The 16959-nt window shown below is 52.2% G+C and carries 17 protein-coding genes and 2 tRNA genes; 6 read left to right on the forward strand and 13 right to left on the reverse strand.

Annotated features, from left to right (window positions below):
• Nucleotides 1-60 precede the first annotated feature (60 nt).
• The 4 genes from CFERDRAFT_RS09200 to CFERDRAFT_RS09215 all read left to right on the forward strand — a co-directional run bounded on the left by CFERDRAFT_RS09200 (nt 61) and on the right by CFERDRAFT_RS09215 (nt 1821).
• Nucleotides 61-142 (forward strand) — tRNA-Leu (locus CFERDRAFT_RS09200).
• 15 nt (nt 143-157) lie between these two features.
• Nucleotides 158-244, forward strand: a tRNA-Leu gene (locus tag CFERDRAFT_RS09205).
• A 69-nt stretch (nt 245-313) separates the two neighbouring features.
• Nucleotides 314-829, forward strand: a complete 516-nt coding sequence (locus tag CFERDRAFT_RS09210) for an HIT family protein (RefSeq protein ID WP_006366960.1) — start codon at nt 314-316, stop codon at nt 827-829.
• 14 nt (nt 830-843) lie between these two features.
• Nucleotides 844-1821, forward strand: coding sequence for a class I SAM-dependent methyltransferase (locus CFERDRAFT_RS09215; protein WP_006366961.1), 978 nt, complete (start codon nt 844-846; stop codon nt 1819-1821).
• A gap of 85 nt (nt 1822-1906) precedes the next feature.
• On the opposite strand, the gene CFERDRAFT_RS09220 is transcribed toward CFERDRAFT_RS09215, so the two are convergent.
• The 9 genes from CFERDRAFT_RS09220 to CFERDRAFT_RS09260 all read right to left on the reverse strand — a co-directional run bounded on the left by CFERDRAFT_RS09220 (nt 1907) and on the right by CFERDRAFT_RS09260 (nt 11155).
• Entirely contained in the window at nt 1907-3286 is a 1380-nt protein-coding gene (locus CFERDRAFT_RS09220; protein WP_040433611.1) for a TolC family protein, read from the reverse strand.
• A gap of 90 nt (nt 3287-3376) precedes the next feature.
• Nucleotides 3377-4720, reverse strand: coding sequence for a replication-associated recombination protein A (locus tag CFERDRAFT_RS09225; protein WP_006366963.1), 1344 nt, complete (start codon nt 4718-4720; stop codon nt 3377-3379).
• Nucleotides 4721-5377, reverse strand: a complete 657-nt coding sequence (locus CFERDRAFT_RS09230; RefSeq protein ID WP_006366964.1) for a riboflavin synthase — start codon at nt 5375-5377, stop codon at nt 4721-4723.
• Between the two features lie 35 nt (nt 5378-5412).
• Nucleotides 5413-7416: an alpha-amylase family glycosyl hydrolase gene (locus CFERDRAFT_RS09235; RefSeq protein ID WP_006366965.1), complete on the reverse strand. Its 2004-nt coding sequence runs from the start codon at nt 7414-7416 to the stop codon at nt 5413-5415.
• 175 nt (nt 7417-7591) lie between these two features.
• Nucleotides 7592-8092: a thiol peroxidase gene (gene tpx, locus CFERDRAFT_RS09240; protein ID WP_006366966.1), complete on the reverse strand. Its 501-nt coding sequence runs from the start codon at nt 8090-8092 to the stop codon at nt 7592-7594.
• A gap of 134 nt (nt 8093-8226) precedes the next feature.
• Nucleotides 8227-9015, reverse strand: a complete 789-nt coding sequence (locus CFERDRAFT_RS09245) for an ABC transporter ATP-binding protein (RefSeq protein WP_006366967.1) — start codon at nt 9013-9015, stop codon at nt 8227-8229.
• Nucleotides 9016-9432: a DoxX family protein gene (locus tag CFERDRAFT_RS12485; RefSeq protein ID WP_006366968.1), complete on the reverse strand. Its 417-nt coding sequence runs from the start codon at nt 9430-9432 to the stop codon at nt 9016-9018.
• A gap of 83 nt (nt 9433-9515) precedes the next feature.
• Entirely contained in the window at nt 9516-10625 is a 1110-nt protein-coding gene (gene ribD / locus CFERDRAFT_RS09255) for a bifunctional diaminohydroxyphosphoribosylaminopyrimidine deaminase/5-amino-6-(5-phosphoribosylamino)uracil reductase RibD (protein ID WP_006366969.1), read from the reverse strand.
• Nucleotides 10622-11155, reverse strand: coding sequence for a deoxycytidylate deaminase (locus tag CFERDRAFT_RS09260; protein WP_006366970.1), 534 nt, complete (start codon nt 11153-11155; stop codon nt 10622-10624). Before CFERDRAFT_RS09260 ends, ribD begins: the two co-directional genes overlap by 4 nt.
• Before the next feature lie 100 nt (nt 11156-11255).
• Between CFERDRAFT_RS09260 and CFERDRAFT_RS09265 the strand changes: the two genes are divergently transcribed.
• Nucleotides 11256-12899, forward strand: coding sequence for an NFACT RNA binding domain-containing protein (locus CFERDRAFT_RS09265; RefSeq protein ID WP_006366971.1), 1644 nt, complete (start codon nt 11256-11258; stop codon nt 12897-12899).
• A gap of 56 nt (nt 12900-12955) precedes the next feature.
• Here the strand turns inward: CFERDRAFT_RS09265 and CFERDRAFT_RS09270 are convergent, their stop codons facing one another.
• On the reverse strand, nt 12956-13216 hold the full coding sequence (locus CFERDRAFT_RS09270; protein ID WP_006366972.1) for a type II toxin-antitoxin system RelE family toxin: 261 nt from the start codon (nt 13214-13216) through the stop codon (nt 12956-12958).
• Complete coding sequence (gene relB, locus CFERDRAFT_RS09275; RefSeq protein WP_006366973.1) at nt 13200-13448, reverse strand: type II toxin-antitoxin system RelB family antitoxin; 249 nt, start codon at nt 13446-13448, stop codon at nt 13200-13202. The genes CFERDRAFT_RS09270 and relB overlap by 17 nt, the downstream gene beginning before the upstream one ends.
• Nucleotides 13449-13649: 201 nt before the next feature.
• Here relB and CFERDRAFT_RS09280 point away from each other — a divergent pair, with 201 nt between their 5' ends.
• Complete coding sequence (locus tag CFERDRAFT_RS09280) at nt 13650-14018, forward strand: acyl-CoA thioesterase (protein ID WP_006366974.1); 369 nt, start codon at nt 13650-13652, stop codon at nt 14016-14018.
• A 33-nt stretch (nt 14019-14051) separates the two neighbouring features.
• Here the strand turns inward: CFERDRAFT_RS09280 and CFERDRAFT_RS09285 are convergent, their stop codons facing one another.
• Both CFERDRAFT_RS09285 and CFERDRAFT_RS09290 read right to left on the reverse strand, forming a co-directional pair.
• Nucleotides 14052-15359, reverse strand: a complete 1308-nt coding sequence (locus CFERDRAFT_RS09285) for an LptF/LptG family permease (protein ID WP_006366975.1) — start codon at nt 15357-15359, stop codon at nt 14052-14054.
• Nucleotides 15360-15976: 617 nt separating this feature from the next.
• The coding region (locus CFERDRAFT_RS09290; protein ID WP_006366976.1) for an MFS transporter at nt 15977-16959 on the reverse strand (983 nt) is incomplete at its 5' end.

Genomic DNA, 16959 nt, shown 5'->3' on the forward strand with positions numbered 1-16959 from the left:
AGTATGTCGAAAGATAGTTTTTATTAAAATAAAATCCACGTATATTCGTAGTCTCACGTTGCGAGAGTGGTGAAATTGGTATACACGCTAGTCTTAGGAACTAGTGCCGTGAGGCGTAAGGGTTCGAGTCCCTTCTCTCGCACTGAAATGTGAACATGCCAAAGTGGCGGAACTGGTAGACGCGCTGGACTCAAAATCCAGTGGGTGCAAACTCGTGTGGGTTCGAGTCCCACCTTTGGTACCAACAAAAAACAAAAGGCTCGCCAGTAGCTGACAGCGGCGACCTTAAGCATTTTACCGGGACACTCTCTTCATGGATAGAATGTATTCGCCGTGGCGTGAAGTATACATGCAGTCATTCAAGGATGACAAGCCTGCCGGTGCGAACGGAAAATCAGTGTTCGCTGATATTCCTCCCGAGGAGGATGAGAAGCGTTTTGTGCTCTACCGGGCAAAAAAGTGCTTCATCATCATGAACCTCTACCCTTACAACTGCGGACACCTCATGGTGATCCCCTACCTCCAGACTCCTGATTTCATCGATCTTGATCACGAAACAAAACTTGAGGTCATGGAGTTGACCGACCTGTGTATCCAGGCGCTCAAACTCACGCTCAGACCGCAGGGTTTCAATTTCGGAGCAAATCTCGGCAGGGTCGCCGGAGGCAGCGTTGATACGCACATTCACTTCCATATCGTACCCCGCTGGGAGGGCGACACCAATTTCATGCCGGTGCTTGCTGATGCAAAAGTGCTCAGCAATGACCTCCGCTCCACTTACAGCAAGCTGAAAGAGGCTATCGCAGAGCTGACAAAGCCAAAGGCATAGCACCCTTCCGGCCGATGGAACAGATCCCCTGCCCTCTCTCCAACTCCACCGAATTTACCCCTTTTCTGCAGGTTCCCGACCGCTTTGATCCTTCCGGAAAAGTTCTCTGGCAGCTTGTTCGATCTACAGCATCAGGGCTTATTATGCTCAATCCCCGTCCGGTGAGCACTGAAATGGCGGTTCACTACCATCGCGGCAGCTACGATCCTCACATGCAGGCCGGAACAGGAAACTCACCCGCACAGAGAGCCTATCTTGCCGCAAGAAAGCTGTTGACGGGTTACAGGGCATCTTTTGTTCTGAAAGGGGCGTCCGCTCCCCCGCAGAAGCTCTCGATTCTTGAAATAGGGTGCTCCACCGGAGAGCTGCTCAGCCATCTGCACCGGATAAAGGGGATCCCGGAGGATCAGCTTTATGGCGTCGAACCGGAGAGCAACGCCGCTGAATACGCACGAAAAAGCTTCGGATTGCATATCTCTCAATCAATTGAGGATTTAAGGCCAAATACCCGGTTGTTTGACCGCATAGTGCTCTGGCATACGCTGGAACATATTCACGATCTCCATGAAACCGTTGCGTTTGCAGGAGCGCGGTTACAGGAGAACGGAATGCTTGTGCTTGCGCTGCCAAACCCGGAAAGCCATGATGCCCGCCACTACCGTGAGAACTGGATAGCCTGGGATGCGCCGCGCCATCTCTACCACTTCGTCCCGAAAACAGTTGAAAAGCTGCTCGAAGAGCATCATCTGGCGCTTGTCACCTGCCGGCCTTACCTGCCCGATTCGCTCTACAACACCATCTACAGCGAAAAACTTCGCCGTAAAAGAGAGCGCTCCCTTTTTACCGCACTGCAATTTGGAGCAGCGGTACAGCAAGCGATTGTAGCCGCAGCCATAGGGGTTTTATGGCCGCTGAAGGCTTCAACCATTGTCTATTTTGTGAAGAAAAAGGAGTTGAAGAAGAGCAGGGAGAGCTTTCAAACAAGGACTTAAACGACTGCAAGGACTACAGGGACAAATAAAAGAAGAAGAGGCTCCCCCCCCTGCTGATACTATTCAACCAACAGGGGTTGTATGGTCAGCTTTTCGCGACCGTTGCTTTTGAGCGGCCGAGGGCTTTGTCGAGGCGGACGCTGGTAACAAGGTAGTCGTAGACTGCCTGCAGGTAGTTGGTTTTGGCCTTGTTGAGCTGAAGTTCGGCGTCGGTCAGTTCGAGACGGGAGCCAATTCCCTCCCTGAACCGGAGCTGCGATATTCTGTAGCTGCGCTCTGCAACCGTGATGGTTTTTGACTGCACCTCAATTCTCTTCTTCGACTCTCGGTAACTGGAGAGGATGATTTCAATCTCTGCGCGGATATTGGCCTTGAGATCCTCATAGCGTGTTCTGGACTGCAACTGCTCAATCTTTGCCTGCTCCACCTGGGAGCTTATCCTGAAACCGGTAAAAATCGGCATTGAGAGCTGAAGGCCCACCGCTGAAGAGACCGGCCAGCGTGACTGCGAAAGTTTTACTCCATCATTGAACGCGGTCTGTGACTCAAGCTTTCCAAACGCCGAGAGCACGGGAAAGCGTTCAGCACGGGCGGAGGAGAGTTTTTCCCCCTGGGCCTGCACCTGCAGCTCAAGCTGACGCAGATCGGGGCGTTGCCCGAGCGCCTCCTCATAAGCCGCAGCAATTTCAGCCGGATAGGCAGCCGAAGAGAGTTCAAGCTTTCCGGCCAGCCTGAGTTCCGTATCGGGTGTTACACCCATGGCATTCTTGAGCTTTGTCATCGTAATACCGACACGGCTTTCGGCCTGAAGGAGCTCCGGCCGGAGATTTTCAACCGAGAGAAATGCCTTGAGCGTATCGATATCGGCAGCAACACCCTGGCGGAACATCGCCCGGGTATCCCTGCGTGACTCCTCCCAGCGTGCAATGCTCTGCTCAATCAGCTTTAACTGATCCCTTGAGATGAGCGCATCGAAATAGGCCATCTTGATGTCGGTGATAACAGCTGCCTCGGTATTCCGGTAGGCCGCTTCACTCATTTTGCGCACCGTACCGGCGGCCCGTATTCCGGCAAAAGCTGAACCGTTGAAGATCGGCTGACGGAGATTGAGCGTTGCACTTGCCGAATTGTCGGCGCTTATCTCGATAGCGGTAAAGGAAGAACCGCTGCCTCCGTTAAAAATATCGGGAAAAAAAAGGATTGAGGGTTTCACCGAACGGGTGTAGATCAGGTCTGTGGTGACCTGGGGAAGCACCCTTGACCATGTTTCGCGAATCTTCTGGTGTGCCATATCCCGGTCGAGGCGGGCAAGTTCAAGTGCGCGGCTTTTTTCGAGCCCGATACGAACCGCATCATCAAGCGAGAGAGGTGCACTCTCCTGAACCGGAGCCGCATAAAGAGTGGACGATGCCGACAGAACAAAAAGTGAAAAGAGGAAAAAAATGGCCGGTCTCAACCTGTTCATAAAAGAGTCTGTCTTGATGAAAGAAATCCTGCGACTGCCATTCGGGCAGTATGTCATCCAATATACAAAGTGCTTGGTATTTCGTAAAAATCATAACCGGTAGCGCTCGCCCCAGAGTCCGGAGAGACGCTCCTTCAGATACTTCTCCCTCCCCTCATCTCCAGGCCGGTAGTAAGGCTTCGGATCCATACCATCCGGAAAATAGTCCTGCCGGACAAAATGGCCCGGATAGCTGTGGGGATACTGGTAGCCCGCGCCATATCCCTCCTGTTTCATCAGTTTTGTCGGAGCATTGCGCAGGTGAAGCGGAACTGCCAAATCCTGCATCGGGCCCGACTCCCTGAGCGCCTCATTGATTGCCTGATAACTCGCGTTGGATTTTGCGGCCGAGGCCAGATAGGTAACCCCCTGTGCCAGATTGATGCGAGCTTCGGGCATACCGATAAGTTCAACGGCATGAAAGATCGAAATCGCAAGCGTAATGGCATAGGGATCGGCATTGCCGATATCTTCACTGGCAAAAATCACCATCCGGCGGGCAATGAATTTGGGGTCTTCGCCCCCTTCGATCATCCTTGCCAGCCAGAAGAGCGCGGCATCGGGATCTGAACCACGCATCGACTTTATAAAAGCGGAGATAACGTCATAATGGTTCTCGCCTCCCTTGTCATATACCGGTGCCCGGTGCTGCAGCGCCCGTTCGAGCAGCTCCCGGTCGAGCACAATCTCCGTTTGATCCTGCGGGAGCAGAGAGAGCGCCGTTTCAACGGCGTTCAACGCCTTGCGCGCATCACCTCCGGCAAACTGCAACAGAAAATCGGGATCGGCAATCTCAATCTGAAGCTCACCGAAAAGCCGGTCCTCTTTGAGCGCCCGCCGGATGACCGCCAAAATCTCCTCACTCTGGAGAGGCTTGAGAATATAGACCTGCATCCGGCTCAGAAGGGCGGCATTGACTTCAAAAGAGGGGTTTTCGGTTGTAGCACCGATAAGAACAATGAGTCCCTGCTCAATGGCGTGCAGCAGCGTATCCTGCTGCCCCTTGTTGAAGCGGTGAATTTCGTCGATAAAGAGGATGGTTCGCAGACCGGAAGCTCTTGACTTTTGCGCATTGTCAAGCGCCTTTCGCACATCCTTCACCCCCGAATCAATCGCGGAAAGCTGTTCAAAACGGTAGTTGAGTGAAGCTGCGCAGATTTCGGCAAGGGTGGTTTTGCCCGATCCCGGCGGCCCCCAGAAGATCATTGAGGGAAGCTGTCCGCTTGAAATAAAGCGGCGAAGCGGACCCGACGGGCCGACAAGATGCTCCTGACCGGCCATATCGTCAAGTGACCGGGGGCGAACCCGTTCGGCAAGGGGCTGAAAGTAGTTCCCGCTTTCGGGAGCCGGGGAAAAACCGAAGAGATCCGGCGGCATGTTGGGAGTGTCACTCATTCAGAATCCCTGATCAAGCAGCCACGCCTCATTGATCGTTGATGCCTCCGGGGCTGAAGATGAACGCATGCCAATCTGTCGGGCAACATATTTTCCAAGAATATCAAACTCAAGGTTGACCCTGCTTCCGGCTTTAAGATCATTGATGGTCGTATGGGCAAAGGTATAGGGAATAACAGCGGCGGCAAAGCGGAGCCTGTCAAGCTTGGCAACAGTCAGACTGATGCCGTCAATCGTGATGGAACCGGCAGAGACAATAAAAGGGGTAAATGTTTCAGGAAAGCTGATCCAGAGCTCCCGGCTTGAACCAAGCTCGCGTATCTCATGAACAGATGCCGCACAATCCACATGACCCAGCACAAAATGGCCGCCCAGTCGATCCAGTGGACGAACCGCCCGCTCAAGATTGACCAGTGAACCGTTGGCGAGCTCTCCGAGCGTCGTCTTGCTGAGGGTCTCTTCAACCGTATCGACCTCAAACCACCCCTCTCCAAGAGCAACAACCGTCTGGCAGGCACCGTTGATGCTGACACTCTCGTCAATCGAGAGCGTGCCGAACTCAACCGGATTCGTGTAGTGAACCCGGAGCCGCAGCCCCCCCTTTTGCCGTACCACTCCCCTCACCCGGCCGACATCCTTGATAATTCCGGTAAACATGGCTAATACCTTTCCCTTTCAGTAGTGCAACAGAATCATAACCCTTTTTCTTTCAATATATCACCTTGGCAATAGACAACAAACCCTGCTGCCGGAACTCTGATCTGCAGAGCCGAACCATGAACAGCGATGAGCGGGGCCGATTCACCGCACTGCCGGGCATCAGTGGAGTAGAGGCAGCTCATCGTGCCCGGTGAGCTGTTTATGCGGCTGTCAACCACAACCCACAGCTGAATATCATGCTCGGTGTCGGTGTTAATGGCACAGAGAAATTCCGACCCTGCATAAATCCTCGACCATGCAACCACCCAGTGCAGCTCGCCATTTACCGGCTGGGGATAGTAAAAATCCCCTTCCCGTCCGCTCTCCGATACCTGCCGCAGATACTGCCGGCCCCGGCGAAGGGCGATATGCTCACGGCGCAAACGGGTCACATCCTGCACAAAACGGTACACCTCATGCTGTTCATTGAAGAAGTGCTTTCCGCTGCTCTGAAAAGAGCCGAAACCGCCTCCGAACATGCACTCCCGAAGGAATACATCACTGTAGGAGTCATCATCGGTGCGGCGGTCTGCGCCGTTGAACGCCTGTTCTGTACCGTAATAGATACAGGGTATGCCTGCCGAGAGCAGGTTCAGGCCGAGCGCTGCGGGAAGCAGCCGGGCACTGCGCGCCGCATCGCCGCAAAACCGGAACTTGTGACGAACACCTACCTGGTCATGATCGTCGAGCATGGTAACAATATGCTTGGCATACCATTGATGGCTCCGCCTGTTATCAAGTATGCTGTTGCGGAAAAGATCGAAATAACCCTCCTGGGCTTCCGTATCGGGGTTTCCGGGGCTTCGCCACCCTTTGACAAGAAATTCGAGTTTGTCGGGGATATCATCGATACCGAGCGCGGCATCGAGGCCGGTCGTATCGAGAATTGTGGCGGCGTATGCTCGCCCTCCGGTTATTTCACCGATAATCGTAAAGTTCTCCTTGCCTATCGACTCGGCAAATTCATGGATGGCTGTAGCAAAAAAGCGCACGGCTCCCGGCTCCATATGTTTGACGGTATCAAGGCGGAAGCCGTCTATATCGGCAAAGGCAATCCAGAAGCGGTAGACATCGGTCAGATAACGAAGCGCCTCTGACACCCTGAACGCTCTGATACGGCGTTCAATATCCTGAACGGAATCCGGATCCCTGAGCGCATCACCGAGACAGATATCCTTGAGCGTACAGAAGTCACCATCAAGAAACTCCGGAAACGAATCCCACTCCTGTATCTCTCCCCGGCAGGTCCAGGTAGCAGGCGACTGGAGCTCTTCAGGCCAGACCGCACCATCGGGCCATGCGCCGCTCTGGAAAGGGGCTGGAGCCGCATCAAAGGGGATGCCTCCCTCTTCACCACTCGACAACCGGTATCCGCTCACCGGCCAGGCACACCCTCCCTGATAGATGTAGCGCTGATTACCTTCGTAGGCAAACACATCTCCGGCATGGTTGATGATGATATCAAGGATCACCCTGATACCGAGATCATGCGCAGCCCTGACAAACTCCCGTAACTCCTCTCTCGTTCCGAAGTGAGGATCGACATCAAGAAAATTCTGGATACCGTAACCATGATAATCGTTGCTCCCGGTGACCTGCCTGAAGACCGGACTTACCCATATAGCGCTTATTCCGAGCCTTTGGAGATAACCAAGCTTCGCTTTCATGCCGGCAATTGTACCTCCGCACCACCGTTTTCCGGCCTCAAACCAGCTCTCAGGGGAGGCCGTTGCTTCATCAGTCAGAGTATTGAAAAGCGATGTCGTACGCTCTCCCGGAAGGGCGGCAACCGGAATCCCCTCACTGTTGCAAAAGCCGTCATACTCTTTTCCGTCCGAAAAGCGGTCAAGAAAGAGAAAATAGAGCACTTCATCCTCCCACGAAGCCGGTGAGGGATAAAATTGCCGGTTTTCGACCAGTGCCTGAAAATCAATATCAGCAAGCCGGCGTTCAACGGCTGAATACACGGGATCCTTTCTCTTCGAAACCATGAGCATGCTGGTTTATATGAGTGAATCAAAATAACGTTCGATAGCGCACAACTGAAATCCGCAAGGACAATAGCCTCTCCGGACAACAAAAAAGCCGGCATCACTGCCGGCTTGAGGATTTCGATGCCGACAGGTCGGGAGCGGCACCTTCATCAAAACACACAGCAGATTATTCGCATAATCAAGCAAGCGCCTTGAGCGCTGCACTGTAATCCGGCTCCTGTGTAATTTCAGGCACCTGTTCGGTATAGACCACCCTGCCGTCAGCATCAACAATCACAATAGCTCTTGAAAGAAGCCCCTTGAGCGGACCGGAGGTAATGGTGACGCCATAATCACGACCGAATTCGGGAGAACGGAAGACCGAAAGCGAAACAACATCTTTCAGCCCTTCAACTTCACAGAACCGCTTGTGTGCAAAGGGTAGATCGGCAGAGATACAGAGCACGATGGTGTTGTCAAACTGCGCGGCCTCCTGGTTGAAGCGCCTTACAGAAGCAGCACAGACCGGGGTATCAAGGCTTGGAAAGATATTGAGAACCAGTCTCTGGCTTGCAAAATCAGCAGGTCCGGCCTCTGAAAGATCGGTTTTCACCAGACAGAAAAAGGGGGCGTCAGACCCGATTACGGGAAGTGTACCGATTGTCTCGGCAGCGTTGCCCTTCAAGGTAATGTGTGCCATAAAAAAGCGTTTAAAAATTAAAAAAAGTATCCGGCAAAAAAGGGTGTCATCGGCGCTAAAGCCTGGACGACAGCTATACAACCACAAAGAAGATGAATGCGTTCAAAAAAAATGTAATCCTCTGCGCTCCGGTTTCACGACGCCGGGAGCAGTTGAAAATATCCGTTAACGGCAACGACCTGAAGAGGGTAATCAAACACTCCGGATAGTGCTTCTGAGGTAAGCATATCACTTTTTTTCCCGTCGCCGACAATACGCCCCCCTTTCATCAGCACAACCCGCTCTATCTCGGGCGGAATCTCATGCAGGTGATGCGTAACAAGCACAACCGTTTTGTCAGATCCCATCAGCTTTCGAACGGTTTCAAGATAGTGCAGCGATGCCGCGATATCAAGACCTGCGGTCGGCTCGTCAAACAGAAGCGCATCCGGATCATGCACGAGCGCCCTGCCGAGCAGAAAACGGCGCTGCTGGCCGGTTGACATGGCACAAAAAGGTCGCTCCTTTAACGCGGCAATACCAAGCTCCGCCATAACCGATTCAGCTTTTTCCCGCTCTTCATTGCTGAACTCCTGGTACTGCCAGGTATCAATAGATGCATAAAAGCCTGACAACATAACGTTGATCCCATGCGCTCCGGGCAGATAATCACGCTGAAGGTCATCGGAAACAATACCGAGACGACGGCGGAGCTCCATGACATTCCAGCGATCCCTGCCGAAAATCCGGAGATGGCTGTCAGGATTGTAAACAGGGTGGAGCTCGCAGGAAAGCAGCTTCAGGAGCGTGCTCTTGCCTGATCCGTTCGGTCCGAGAATAACCGTATTGCACCCCGTCTCAATCTTCAGCGAAAGGTCGCTGAAAACCTTTGTACTGCCCGAATATGCCGTGATGTTATGGATATCAATGATCTTCTCTTTCACTTAATTCCAGAGGCCTCCACCCCGTGAAAAGCTGTATCGGCCTGCACCGAAAAAGAAGATCGCAAGCGAGCCGAAAAGATAGAATGCCTGCACTTCAAGGGCGTATGCACCATGATCGCCAAGAGAATAAAGCTGGCCGGTATGAACCAGATAGACTGCCATCACCATAACAAATGCCTCAATAAGAGCCGCCGGACGGGTAAAGATTCCGAGTATGATAAAGAGCGGCGCAAGAAGCTCTCCGAGCAGAATACCGTGTGAAAGATAGCCCGGCAAATGAGCCTTGAGCAGCATCTGCTCTACAAAGCCATAGCCATGCTGAAGCTTGTTGACTCCATGAAAGAGCATCAGCCCTCCAACCGAAAGCCGAATCAGCAGCTTTCCCAGATCATTGTTACTGACAAGACGGTCCATCATAGGCGCCCTCCTTTTGGTATATTTTTTAGCCATTTACACTATCATGTTTTAAAAACCACAAAAACACAAACATCCCGGCACCGCTACAGGCTTTGAACATAGGCTTCCAGCAGCAAATCACTGCCGAAAAACCGCGGCGTTTCAAACTTCAGGACGACGGCATCATCCGGGATGCTGATGCCAAGCGGGGCAAATGAGCTCAGGGCGTCGCCGCCAAAGAGCTTGGGCGCAATAAACATATAGATTTTGTCAACCAGCCGCTCCCGTATAAACGAAGCCGAAAGTCGGCTCCCGCCCTCAACGAGTATGGAGAGGATCCCGTGTTTGTGCAGCTCTTCAAGCACCTGGCGCAGATCAAGCTCACCTGCATGCTCACGAACAAAGAGCACCGTCACTCCCCGCTCTCTGAGGAGCCCTGCTTTTTCAAGACCTTCCCAGGCTGATGAGGCAAAAAGAATGGTCGGCGCTTCAGTATTAAAAATTTTCGATTCTACAGGAAGACTCAGCCGCCGGTCAAGCACAACACGGAGAGGATTGCGACCGCTGCAGTGCCTGACGGTAAGCTCTGCATCATCACAGCGAACCGTAGCCTCACCCACCACAACGGCATCATAGCGCGCGCGGAGCCGGTGTACCTCCATTCTTGCCGCTTCCCCGGTAATCCATTTGGAGGCACCGAGCGATGTTGCAATTTTACCATCCAGCGTCTCGGCCAGTTTAAGAGAAACAAAAGGCAAACCTGTGGTATGACTTTTGATAAACGCCTCGTTGAGCTTCACGCATGCTGCTTCAAGCACCCCTTCGGTAACAGCAATACCTGCCCCAAGCAGCTTTGCAATCCCCTTGCCTGCAACGCTCACAAAAGGATCACGGCACCCGACCACCACCCTCGGAATCCCTTTTTCAATAATCAGATCACTGCATGGCGGGGTTTTGCCGAAATGGGAGCAGGGCTCAAGGTTAACGTAGAGTGTGGAACGCCGAAGCAGCTCCTGGTCGGCCACTGAAGCAATGGCATTAACCTCGGCATGTGGAGCCCCATAACGCTCATGAAATCCCTCTCCTATGATCACGCCGTCACAGACAATCACCGACCCGACCATCGGGTTCGGGCTGACCGTGCCGCCGCCCTTCAGGGCGAGCTCAATGCAGCGGTTCATATATACCGTATCATCACAGAGTAGACTCATCATGCTGTCGGATTCGCTCCCGGAGAGACCTGGACCAGCCGGATACCTGAGAGCCTGAGCAGTTCGTCTATATGCTCGATCTTGTAGGGTTTGTCGTAGTAAATTGTTTTTATTCCTACGTTTATCAGCACCTTAAGGCAGTGAATACAGGGGCTTGAGGTAATGTAGATATCAGCTTCACCGATGGAGACGCCATGTTTTGCAGCCATGGCTATGGCATTGATCTCCGCATGGATGGTATTGACACAGTTCTCCTCAACCGTACCGTCAGGATGGGTGCTCCGGTAAATCCGGCAGGTAGTTTCATTGCAGTGAGGCAGGCCGGAAGGCGCTCCATTATAGCCGGTCGAAAGAATATTGTGATCACGAACAATAACCGCCCCGATATGGCCTCTCGTACAGGTAGCCCGTCGGGAGATAAGATGCGCGACGCTCATGAAATATTCATGCCAGCCAAGCCTCTTTTCAGCCCCGGCCTCGCCGCCCTCTCCACCGCATGAGCAACCGCAATCCGACCTTGATTCTTCCTGCATAGTCCTCTTTTTTGATAAATTGAAATAACGTTATCAGTATAGTCCTTTAGGAAGAAGATAGGGAAAAACCATTCGCTCCCGCAACCCTGATTCGGCTCTTATGCATCGTAATTACTTTACGCTCTACCACGCGGCAATGGAACTGCATGAAAAGCTTGCAGGCGGGAGAGTCACCGAAATCTGTTCAGAGCATAAAAACGAGCTTCGAATCGGCTTCAAAACCATGCATGACCACCACATGCAGCTTATCGTGGTCACACACTCGCCGCAACTCTCTATCTACACAAAAGAGGGTTTTCAGCAAAAAGGGAAAAATTCAGCAAGCCTCATGAGCGAGGTATACGGAGTGGCGGTCACTTCGGTTGAAATCGCATCTTCCGACAGAGTCATCCGAATCCGTCTTGAGGATCACTCCGTTCTTGTGCTGCAGCTCTTTCACCCGAAGAGCAACGTTTTTCTGGTTCGTGAGCACCTTGTTACCGATGCCTTCAAGCATAAAACCGACCATCTCGGCAAACCATATCCGACTGAAGATGAGAGTCCGGGATATTTACGAACACTTGAAACACTCACCCGTGATAACGCCCGGTTTATCAGCCTCTTCAACCATGAGAGCGGCAGCACGCCGCAAAGACTCTCGGTGATCCTCCCTGGATTCGACCGCACCCTTGCCGTGGAAGTGATGAAACGGGCCGATGAGAGCGAGAGCGCGGAGGCGCTTTTCGGGGCATTCCGGTCACTCTTTTACGAGCTGCTTGACCCGATGGTTCAGGTGACGGAAAAGGGGAACGGCGAACCGGGATTCACCCTGCTGCACAACGCTCCGGCCGATACCGGGCGCTATGACTCTGTACTCGAAGGGCTCTCGGTCTACAGCACAAGGATTTACCGCTATCTTGACACGGCTGATGAGCTGAAGGCCTATCGGGCAAAACTGGTGCAGCAGCTTACCAAAACCGTTAAGGAGCTTGAACAGTACAACCCGGGGCTGCTTGAAAAAATTGCTGCAAACTATGACCTCTCCGGCCATCTCCTCATCGCCTCTCTCTATCAGGAGAGAAGAGATCCGCTCACGATAAGCGTAAAAAACATATTGGATACGGATAATCCGGAGAGCGAAGTGACCATTACACTCAAAGCGGCGCTTTCACTGCGTGAAAATGCCGAAGAGTATTTTGCCAAGGCATCAAAAACGAGAGGAAAACTCAACACATTGCAGGCCCGGCAAGCCACCACTCTGCTAAAAAAAAGAGAGCTGGAAGCACTGCTTGCCGAAACCGGAGCGATCACAACACCCAAAGAGGCACGCAGGTTTATTGAGAATCATGGCGGAAGCGGGAAAAAAACCGGCGGTCGCCAGGTAAAAGGGGGCGAAAGCAATCTGCCGTTCAGAAGTGTTCAGATCTCCCCCTCCATAACGCTCCTGATCGGCAAAAATGCCCTGAACAATGAGCTGCTGACCTTCAGCCACAGCAAACCTGACGACATCTGGCTCCATGCCCGCGGGGCTGCCGGTTCTCACTGTCTGTTGAAAGGGGCGTCGCTTCACCACAAGGCTGAAATCAGAAAAGCCGCCGGGATTGCCGCATGGTACTCCGCAGCTAAACACTCAAAACTTGTTCCGGTGATCTACACCCTGAAAAAATATGTCCGTCGGGGAAAGAGACTTGCACCCGGACAGGTAATCGTTGAACGCGAAGAGGTGGTGATGGTTCGTCCGGAAAAGGAGGGGAATGAGAAGTAGGTTACAAAAAAAACATCGCTGATCAGTAAATACAGGGTGCTCTTTGAAGTGTATGTTTAACGATACACCTCCTTGCGATGGGCCACCCGAATAACCAGCACACAAACCGCTTCATCGTTGATGTCACACAGCACAGGATAATCACCAACACGATATCTCCAGAGTGCTGAATGATTGCCATGCAAAGCCTTGCCATACTGTCGGGGATTCATGGCTACCCGTTCGCGTAAATAGGCGATAATCCGTTTGGCATCATTCCGGTCAATCCGGGCTAATCCCCTCTCCGCCTCACGGGTTACGTCAATCTTCCAGACCAAGTCGATGCTCCACTTCGTCTAAACCGGAAACCGCTTCATCCCCCGTTCGCACACGATCCAGCACCTGCTCGGCCATATAAATATCTTCAAGATCGTCAAGATGCTCAAGAATAGCCTCCCGAATGTAAAAGGTCTTGGTTCTTCCGGTTCTTTTCGCAAGAGTATCAAGCCGCTCCCCGATACTTTTAGGAATACGGATACCCACAATATGATCAGCCTTCTCTTTTTCCATTATTGGACTTTTTACTTGCTCGTCATCTCATGAATAACATGTTAAACAAACATCCTCCTATATCAAAACCCGGAGATTATCGGGGTAATCATGGTTGAGCGCTTTTACAAATGGGCGCCCTTATGATTATCCATTTCTGAAAGGCGATATATCGGGCTATCTTGATGAAGAAAAGTGCATATCAACTCAAGCAATGATATCATGGAAACCTATAAACTCGTACTGCCCGAACACCTCAACCACTACGGCTTTCTCTTTGGCGGAAACCTGCTGAAATGGATTGACGAGGTGAGCTACATCACGGTTTCGCTTGACTATCCGGGCTGCAACTTTGTAACCGTCGGCATGGACAAGGTGGAGTTCAAAAAGAGCATAAGGGGTGGCACAATCCTCTGCTTTGTCACGGAAAAAAGCAAAATCGGCCACACCTCGATCGAGTACACCGTGAACGTCTTCAAAAAGAGTATTGATACCGGCAGCAGGGTTCTGGTGTTCAGCACCAACATCACCTTTGTCTGTCTGAATGAGAAGGGGGTCAAAAAAGCGCTCTGCGCCGGAAGTCCACTTTGAACACCCTGCTGAACTGAAGAGCGGCACGCTCTGTTACCGGGTAGTGTTAAAAATCGAGCGGTTCAGAGAAAAAGCAAGCAGAATTCCGATGGCCGAGATGACAATATTGCCGAGCCACATCGAGAGCATGGGGTCAAGCAGACCTCGTTCGGCGATGGTCTCGCCTGAAATCATGAGCATCCAGTAGAGCACAAAAAAGAGCAGCGACATGCCTGCTCCGACTCCGAACCCGCCACGACGAGCAAGAACGCCGAGAGGTGCTCCAACCAGAACAAAAACAAAACAGGCAAGGGAGAGTGAATATTTCTTGTGATATGCGGCCATATAACGGTTGTACATACTCCGGTTTGCACTGATACTCTGGCGTTCAGCGTCAAGCGCTGCGAGCTGCCTGTCAACATAGCCTTCCGCAGCGATCTCCTTTTTACGGCTTTCGTCCGCACTCCCCCCGGAACCCGTTCCTGCTATCTGACGATTCATGCTCTCAAGCGACAGATTGATGCGCTTTTCAGATGCGGCTATCCTTTTTTGAAACTCGTCGCCAATGGAGAGCAGCTCCCTTGCCGAGAGCTCACTGTCTCCGGTACGCAGCCGGTTGGCGGAAGTGCGGGCAAATCCAAACCCTGACGACTCAAAGACAAAGCGATACTTTTTGAAACTCAGGTTTCGGTAGACCTGGTGGGCCGGTTGCTTTACCTGATGGATTTCACCGTCGAGGAGCGTCATGACGAGGTACTGGAAATCGCCGGAAAACTCAATAGTTCCCCGCTCTGCTGTCTCCATCGTGGTGAAATTCGGTCGTGATCGATCATAGATCACAACACCCCTGATCTCCTTTGACTGGTCATCGGCTTCACGAACAAGAATGGAATACCCATCCACAAGCGTTGAAAAAGCGTTCTCTTTCAGCCCGAACGCCGGTTTCGCCCTGGCTATATCAACCATGAGCGATTTGGCATGGTAGTTCGCCAGGGGAAGGACAATATTGTTGAACCGCTCAACACAGAGTGAGAGCAGAAGAGCGACACAGAGAACCGGAAACATGAGGCGGTAAAGGGAGATGCCCGAAGCCCTGAGGACCGTCATCTCGGAGTTTGTGGTAAGGGAACCGAATGCCATCACCACCGCAATAAGCACGGCCATGGGAGCTGCAAGCCCTACCATCCAGGCAGACTGGAGGATAATCAGCTCAACTATAGCGGAGAACGCAATTCCCCTGCCGATAAACCGGTCGGCGAAACTGGCAAAAAACTGAAGTATCAGAACAAAAAGAATCGTTATGAAGGCAAAAAGGAAGGGCCCGACATGGGATTTCAGGATATAGCGGTCAATAATTTTCATAAAGAGTCTCTTTCACTTCTCTCCGGTTCATCACCCCCGTTGAACCGGGAGGTGAGAGAGGCGGAGCATGATCTGAATCAATATAAAATAAAATCCCGTTGATCAGACCGGTTATGAAAAAGTCAACGGCGAGCAAAGGCTCGTTTGCTGCCTTCGTCTGAACTAACCCCGAAGAAGCAGTGTTACAACTGTACAAGCATCCTCTGACGCTTCGAATACTTTCCCCCGCCTTAAAACATGTAAACAGGAGCGTAATGATGAAAACTAACATCTGGTTAGTCGCAGGAATTGCAGGAATGCTTCTATCAACACCGTTTGCTGATGCCCGGGCAAAAGTAACGGTAAACATCGGGATCGGGGTTGGCCAAAACAGGGTCCATCATCACCATCGCCGCTACGTCCGTAGAAGAGCCCCTCGCCGTATTGTCGTTCGGACACGGCATCATGAGATCAGGCGCCATAATCAAAACAACCGTACCAGAGTGGACATAAGGCTCTGAGACAGCTCTGGTCAAGGTTAACCGCAGAGAGGGAGTCAACCGGTTGCTCTCCTGCTGTTATCCTGAACAAACCCGAACTGCTGCTGAACATGAAGCTCCCTGAACGACCACAAGGGGCTACACAACCCGGTAGCGGGTCAGGGCAAAGGAGAAGTAGAGGATGCTTGCAAGCATGATGACGTAAGGCAGTCCGTCCGAGCCGAGCAGATCCATGGCAGAGCCGATCAGCAGAATACCCGCCGTTCCGCCGGAGGCCTCCATAATCGAGTATCCGGCATTGGCAGTCACCAGTTCATCACCCTCATATTTGTCGCCGATCAGGGCAAGAGAGGTGGAATAAATAGCGCCGGTTACCCCTCCCCACAAAAAGAGCAGGATAAACGCCTGATAATTGACATAGATCGCAATCGGCAGATAGACCGCGCAAATCATACTCATGAACGCTGCGATCACAATAACATAGCGCCGGTCAATAAAATCCGAAACCCAGGTCAGCGGGGCTTCAAGCAGCAGCGCGCCCATCATAAAACAGCTCAAGAGGAGTGCCGATTCGTGTAACGGCAGAGCATTTCTCATACCATAGAGGGTAATAAAGGCACACACTCCGAAATAGGAGACCCCGGCCATTGCGATGGCAAACATCGGCCCCTTGGTCTGCATGATGCTCTTCCAGATTCCGACTCCACCCTTGATCCTGAAGGAGGGCACCATATAGAGACCTGCAAGAATCGGCAGCAGGGCCGAAAAGCTGAGCAGAGCGGAGAGGAGAAAAATAAAGCGGACGTTAAATGATCCTGAACCGGCAGCGGTAATATGAGAGCCGGATAGCACAACACCCTGGAGCCAGGGCATCAGCAGAACCAATATCCTGCCGGAATAATCGATCAAAAGAGGGCCGAAGGCAAAACCAAGGGAGATGGAGGTGCTGTACAGGGCAACCATCAGCCCTTTGTTCCGTTTGAATTTCATCCCGGCAATCCATGTCTGGAGCAAAATCATAAAGATAAAACACCCGACACTGTTCAGAAAAACCGCAAACGTCCAGATATAGATGTTTGCGGTATAGGCAAGCAGCAGAAGAGAGGGTATACGCCAACAGG

Source organism: Chlorobium ferrooxidans DSM 13031, from assembly GCF_000168715.1.
Classification (GTDB): domain Bacteria; phylum Bacteroidota; class Chlorobiia; order Chlorobiales; family Chlorobiaceae; genus Chlorobium; species Chlorobium ferrooxidans.

Bases quoted from the DNA above. Each gene is read 5' to 3' on its own strand.
- CFERDRAFT_RS09225 (WP_006366963.1), bottom strand. From the start codon at position 4,720: ATGAGTGACACTCCCAACATGCCGCCGGATCTCTTCGGTTTTTCCCCG.
- CFERDRAFT_RS09210 (WP_006366960.1), top strand. From the start codon at position 314: ATGGATAGAATGTATTCGCCGTGGCGTGAAGTATACATGCAGTCATTC.
- CFERDRAFT_RS09220 (WP_040433611.1), bottom strand. From the start codon at position 3,286: ATGAACAGGTTGAGACCGGCCATTTTTTTCCTCTTTTCACTTTTTGTT.
- CFERDRAFT_RS09285 (WP_006366975.1), bottom strand. From the start codon at position 15,359: ATGAAAATTATTGACCGCTATATCCTGAAATCCCATGTCGGGCCCTTC.
- CFERDRAFT_RS09230 (WP_006366964.1), bottom strand. From the start codon at position 5,377: ATGTTTACCGGAATTATCAAGGATGTCGGCCGGGTGAGGGGAGTGGTA.
- CFERDRAFT_RS09280 (WP_006366974.1), top strand. From the start codon at position 13,650: ATGGAAACCTATAAACTCGTACTGCCCGAACACCTCAACCACTACGGC.
- CFERDRAFT_RS12485 (WP_006366968.1), bottom strand. From the start codon at position 9,432: ATGATGGACCGTCTTGTCAGTAACAATGATCTGGGAAAGCTGCTGATT.
- ribD (WP_006366969.1), bottom strand. From the start codon at position 10,625: ATGATGAGTCTACTCTGTGATGATACGGTATATATGAACCGCTGCATT.
- CFERDRAFT_RS09235 (WP_006366965.1), bottom strand. From the start codon at position 7,416: ATGCTCATGGTTTCGAAGAGAAAGGATCCCGTGTATTCAGCCGTTGAA.
- relB (WP_006366973.1), bottom strand. From the start codon at position 13,448: ATGGAAAAAGAGAAGGCTGATCATATTGTGGGTATCCGTATTCCTAAA.
- tpx (WP_006366966.1), bottom strand. From the start codon at position 8,092: ATGGCACACATTACCTTGAAGGGCAACGCTGCCGAGACAATCGGTACA.
- CFERDRAFT_RS09260 (WP_006366970.1), bottom strand. From the start codon at position 11,155: ATGCAGGAAGAATCAAGGTCGGATTGCGGTTGCTCATGCGGTGGAGAG.
- CFERDRAFT_RS09215 (WP_006366961.1), top strand. From the start codon at position 844: ATGGAACAGATCCCCTGCCCTCTCTCCAACTCCACCGAATTTACCCCT.
- CFERDRAFT_RS09265 (WP_006366971.1), top strand. From the start codon at position 11,256: ATGCATCGTAATTACTTTACGCTCTACCACGCGGCAATGGAACTGCAT.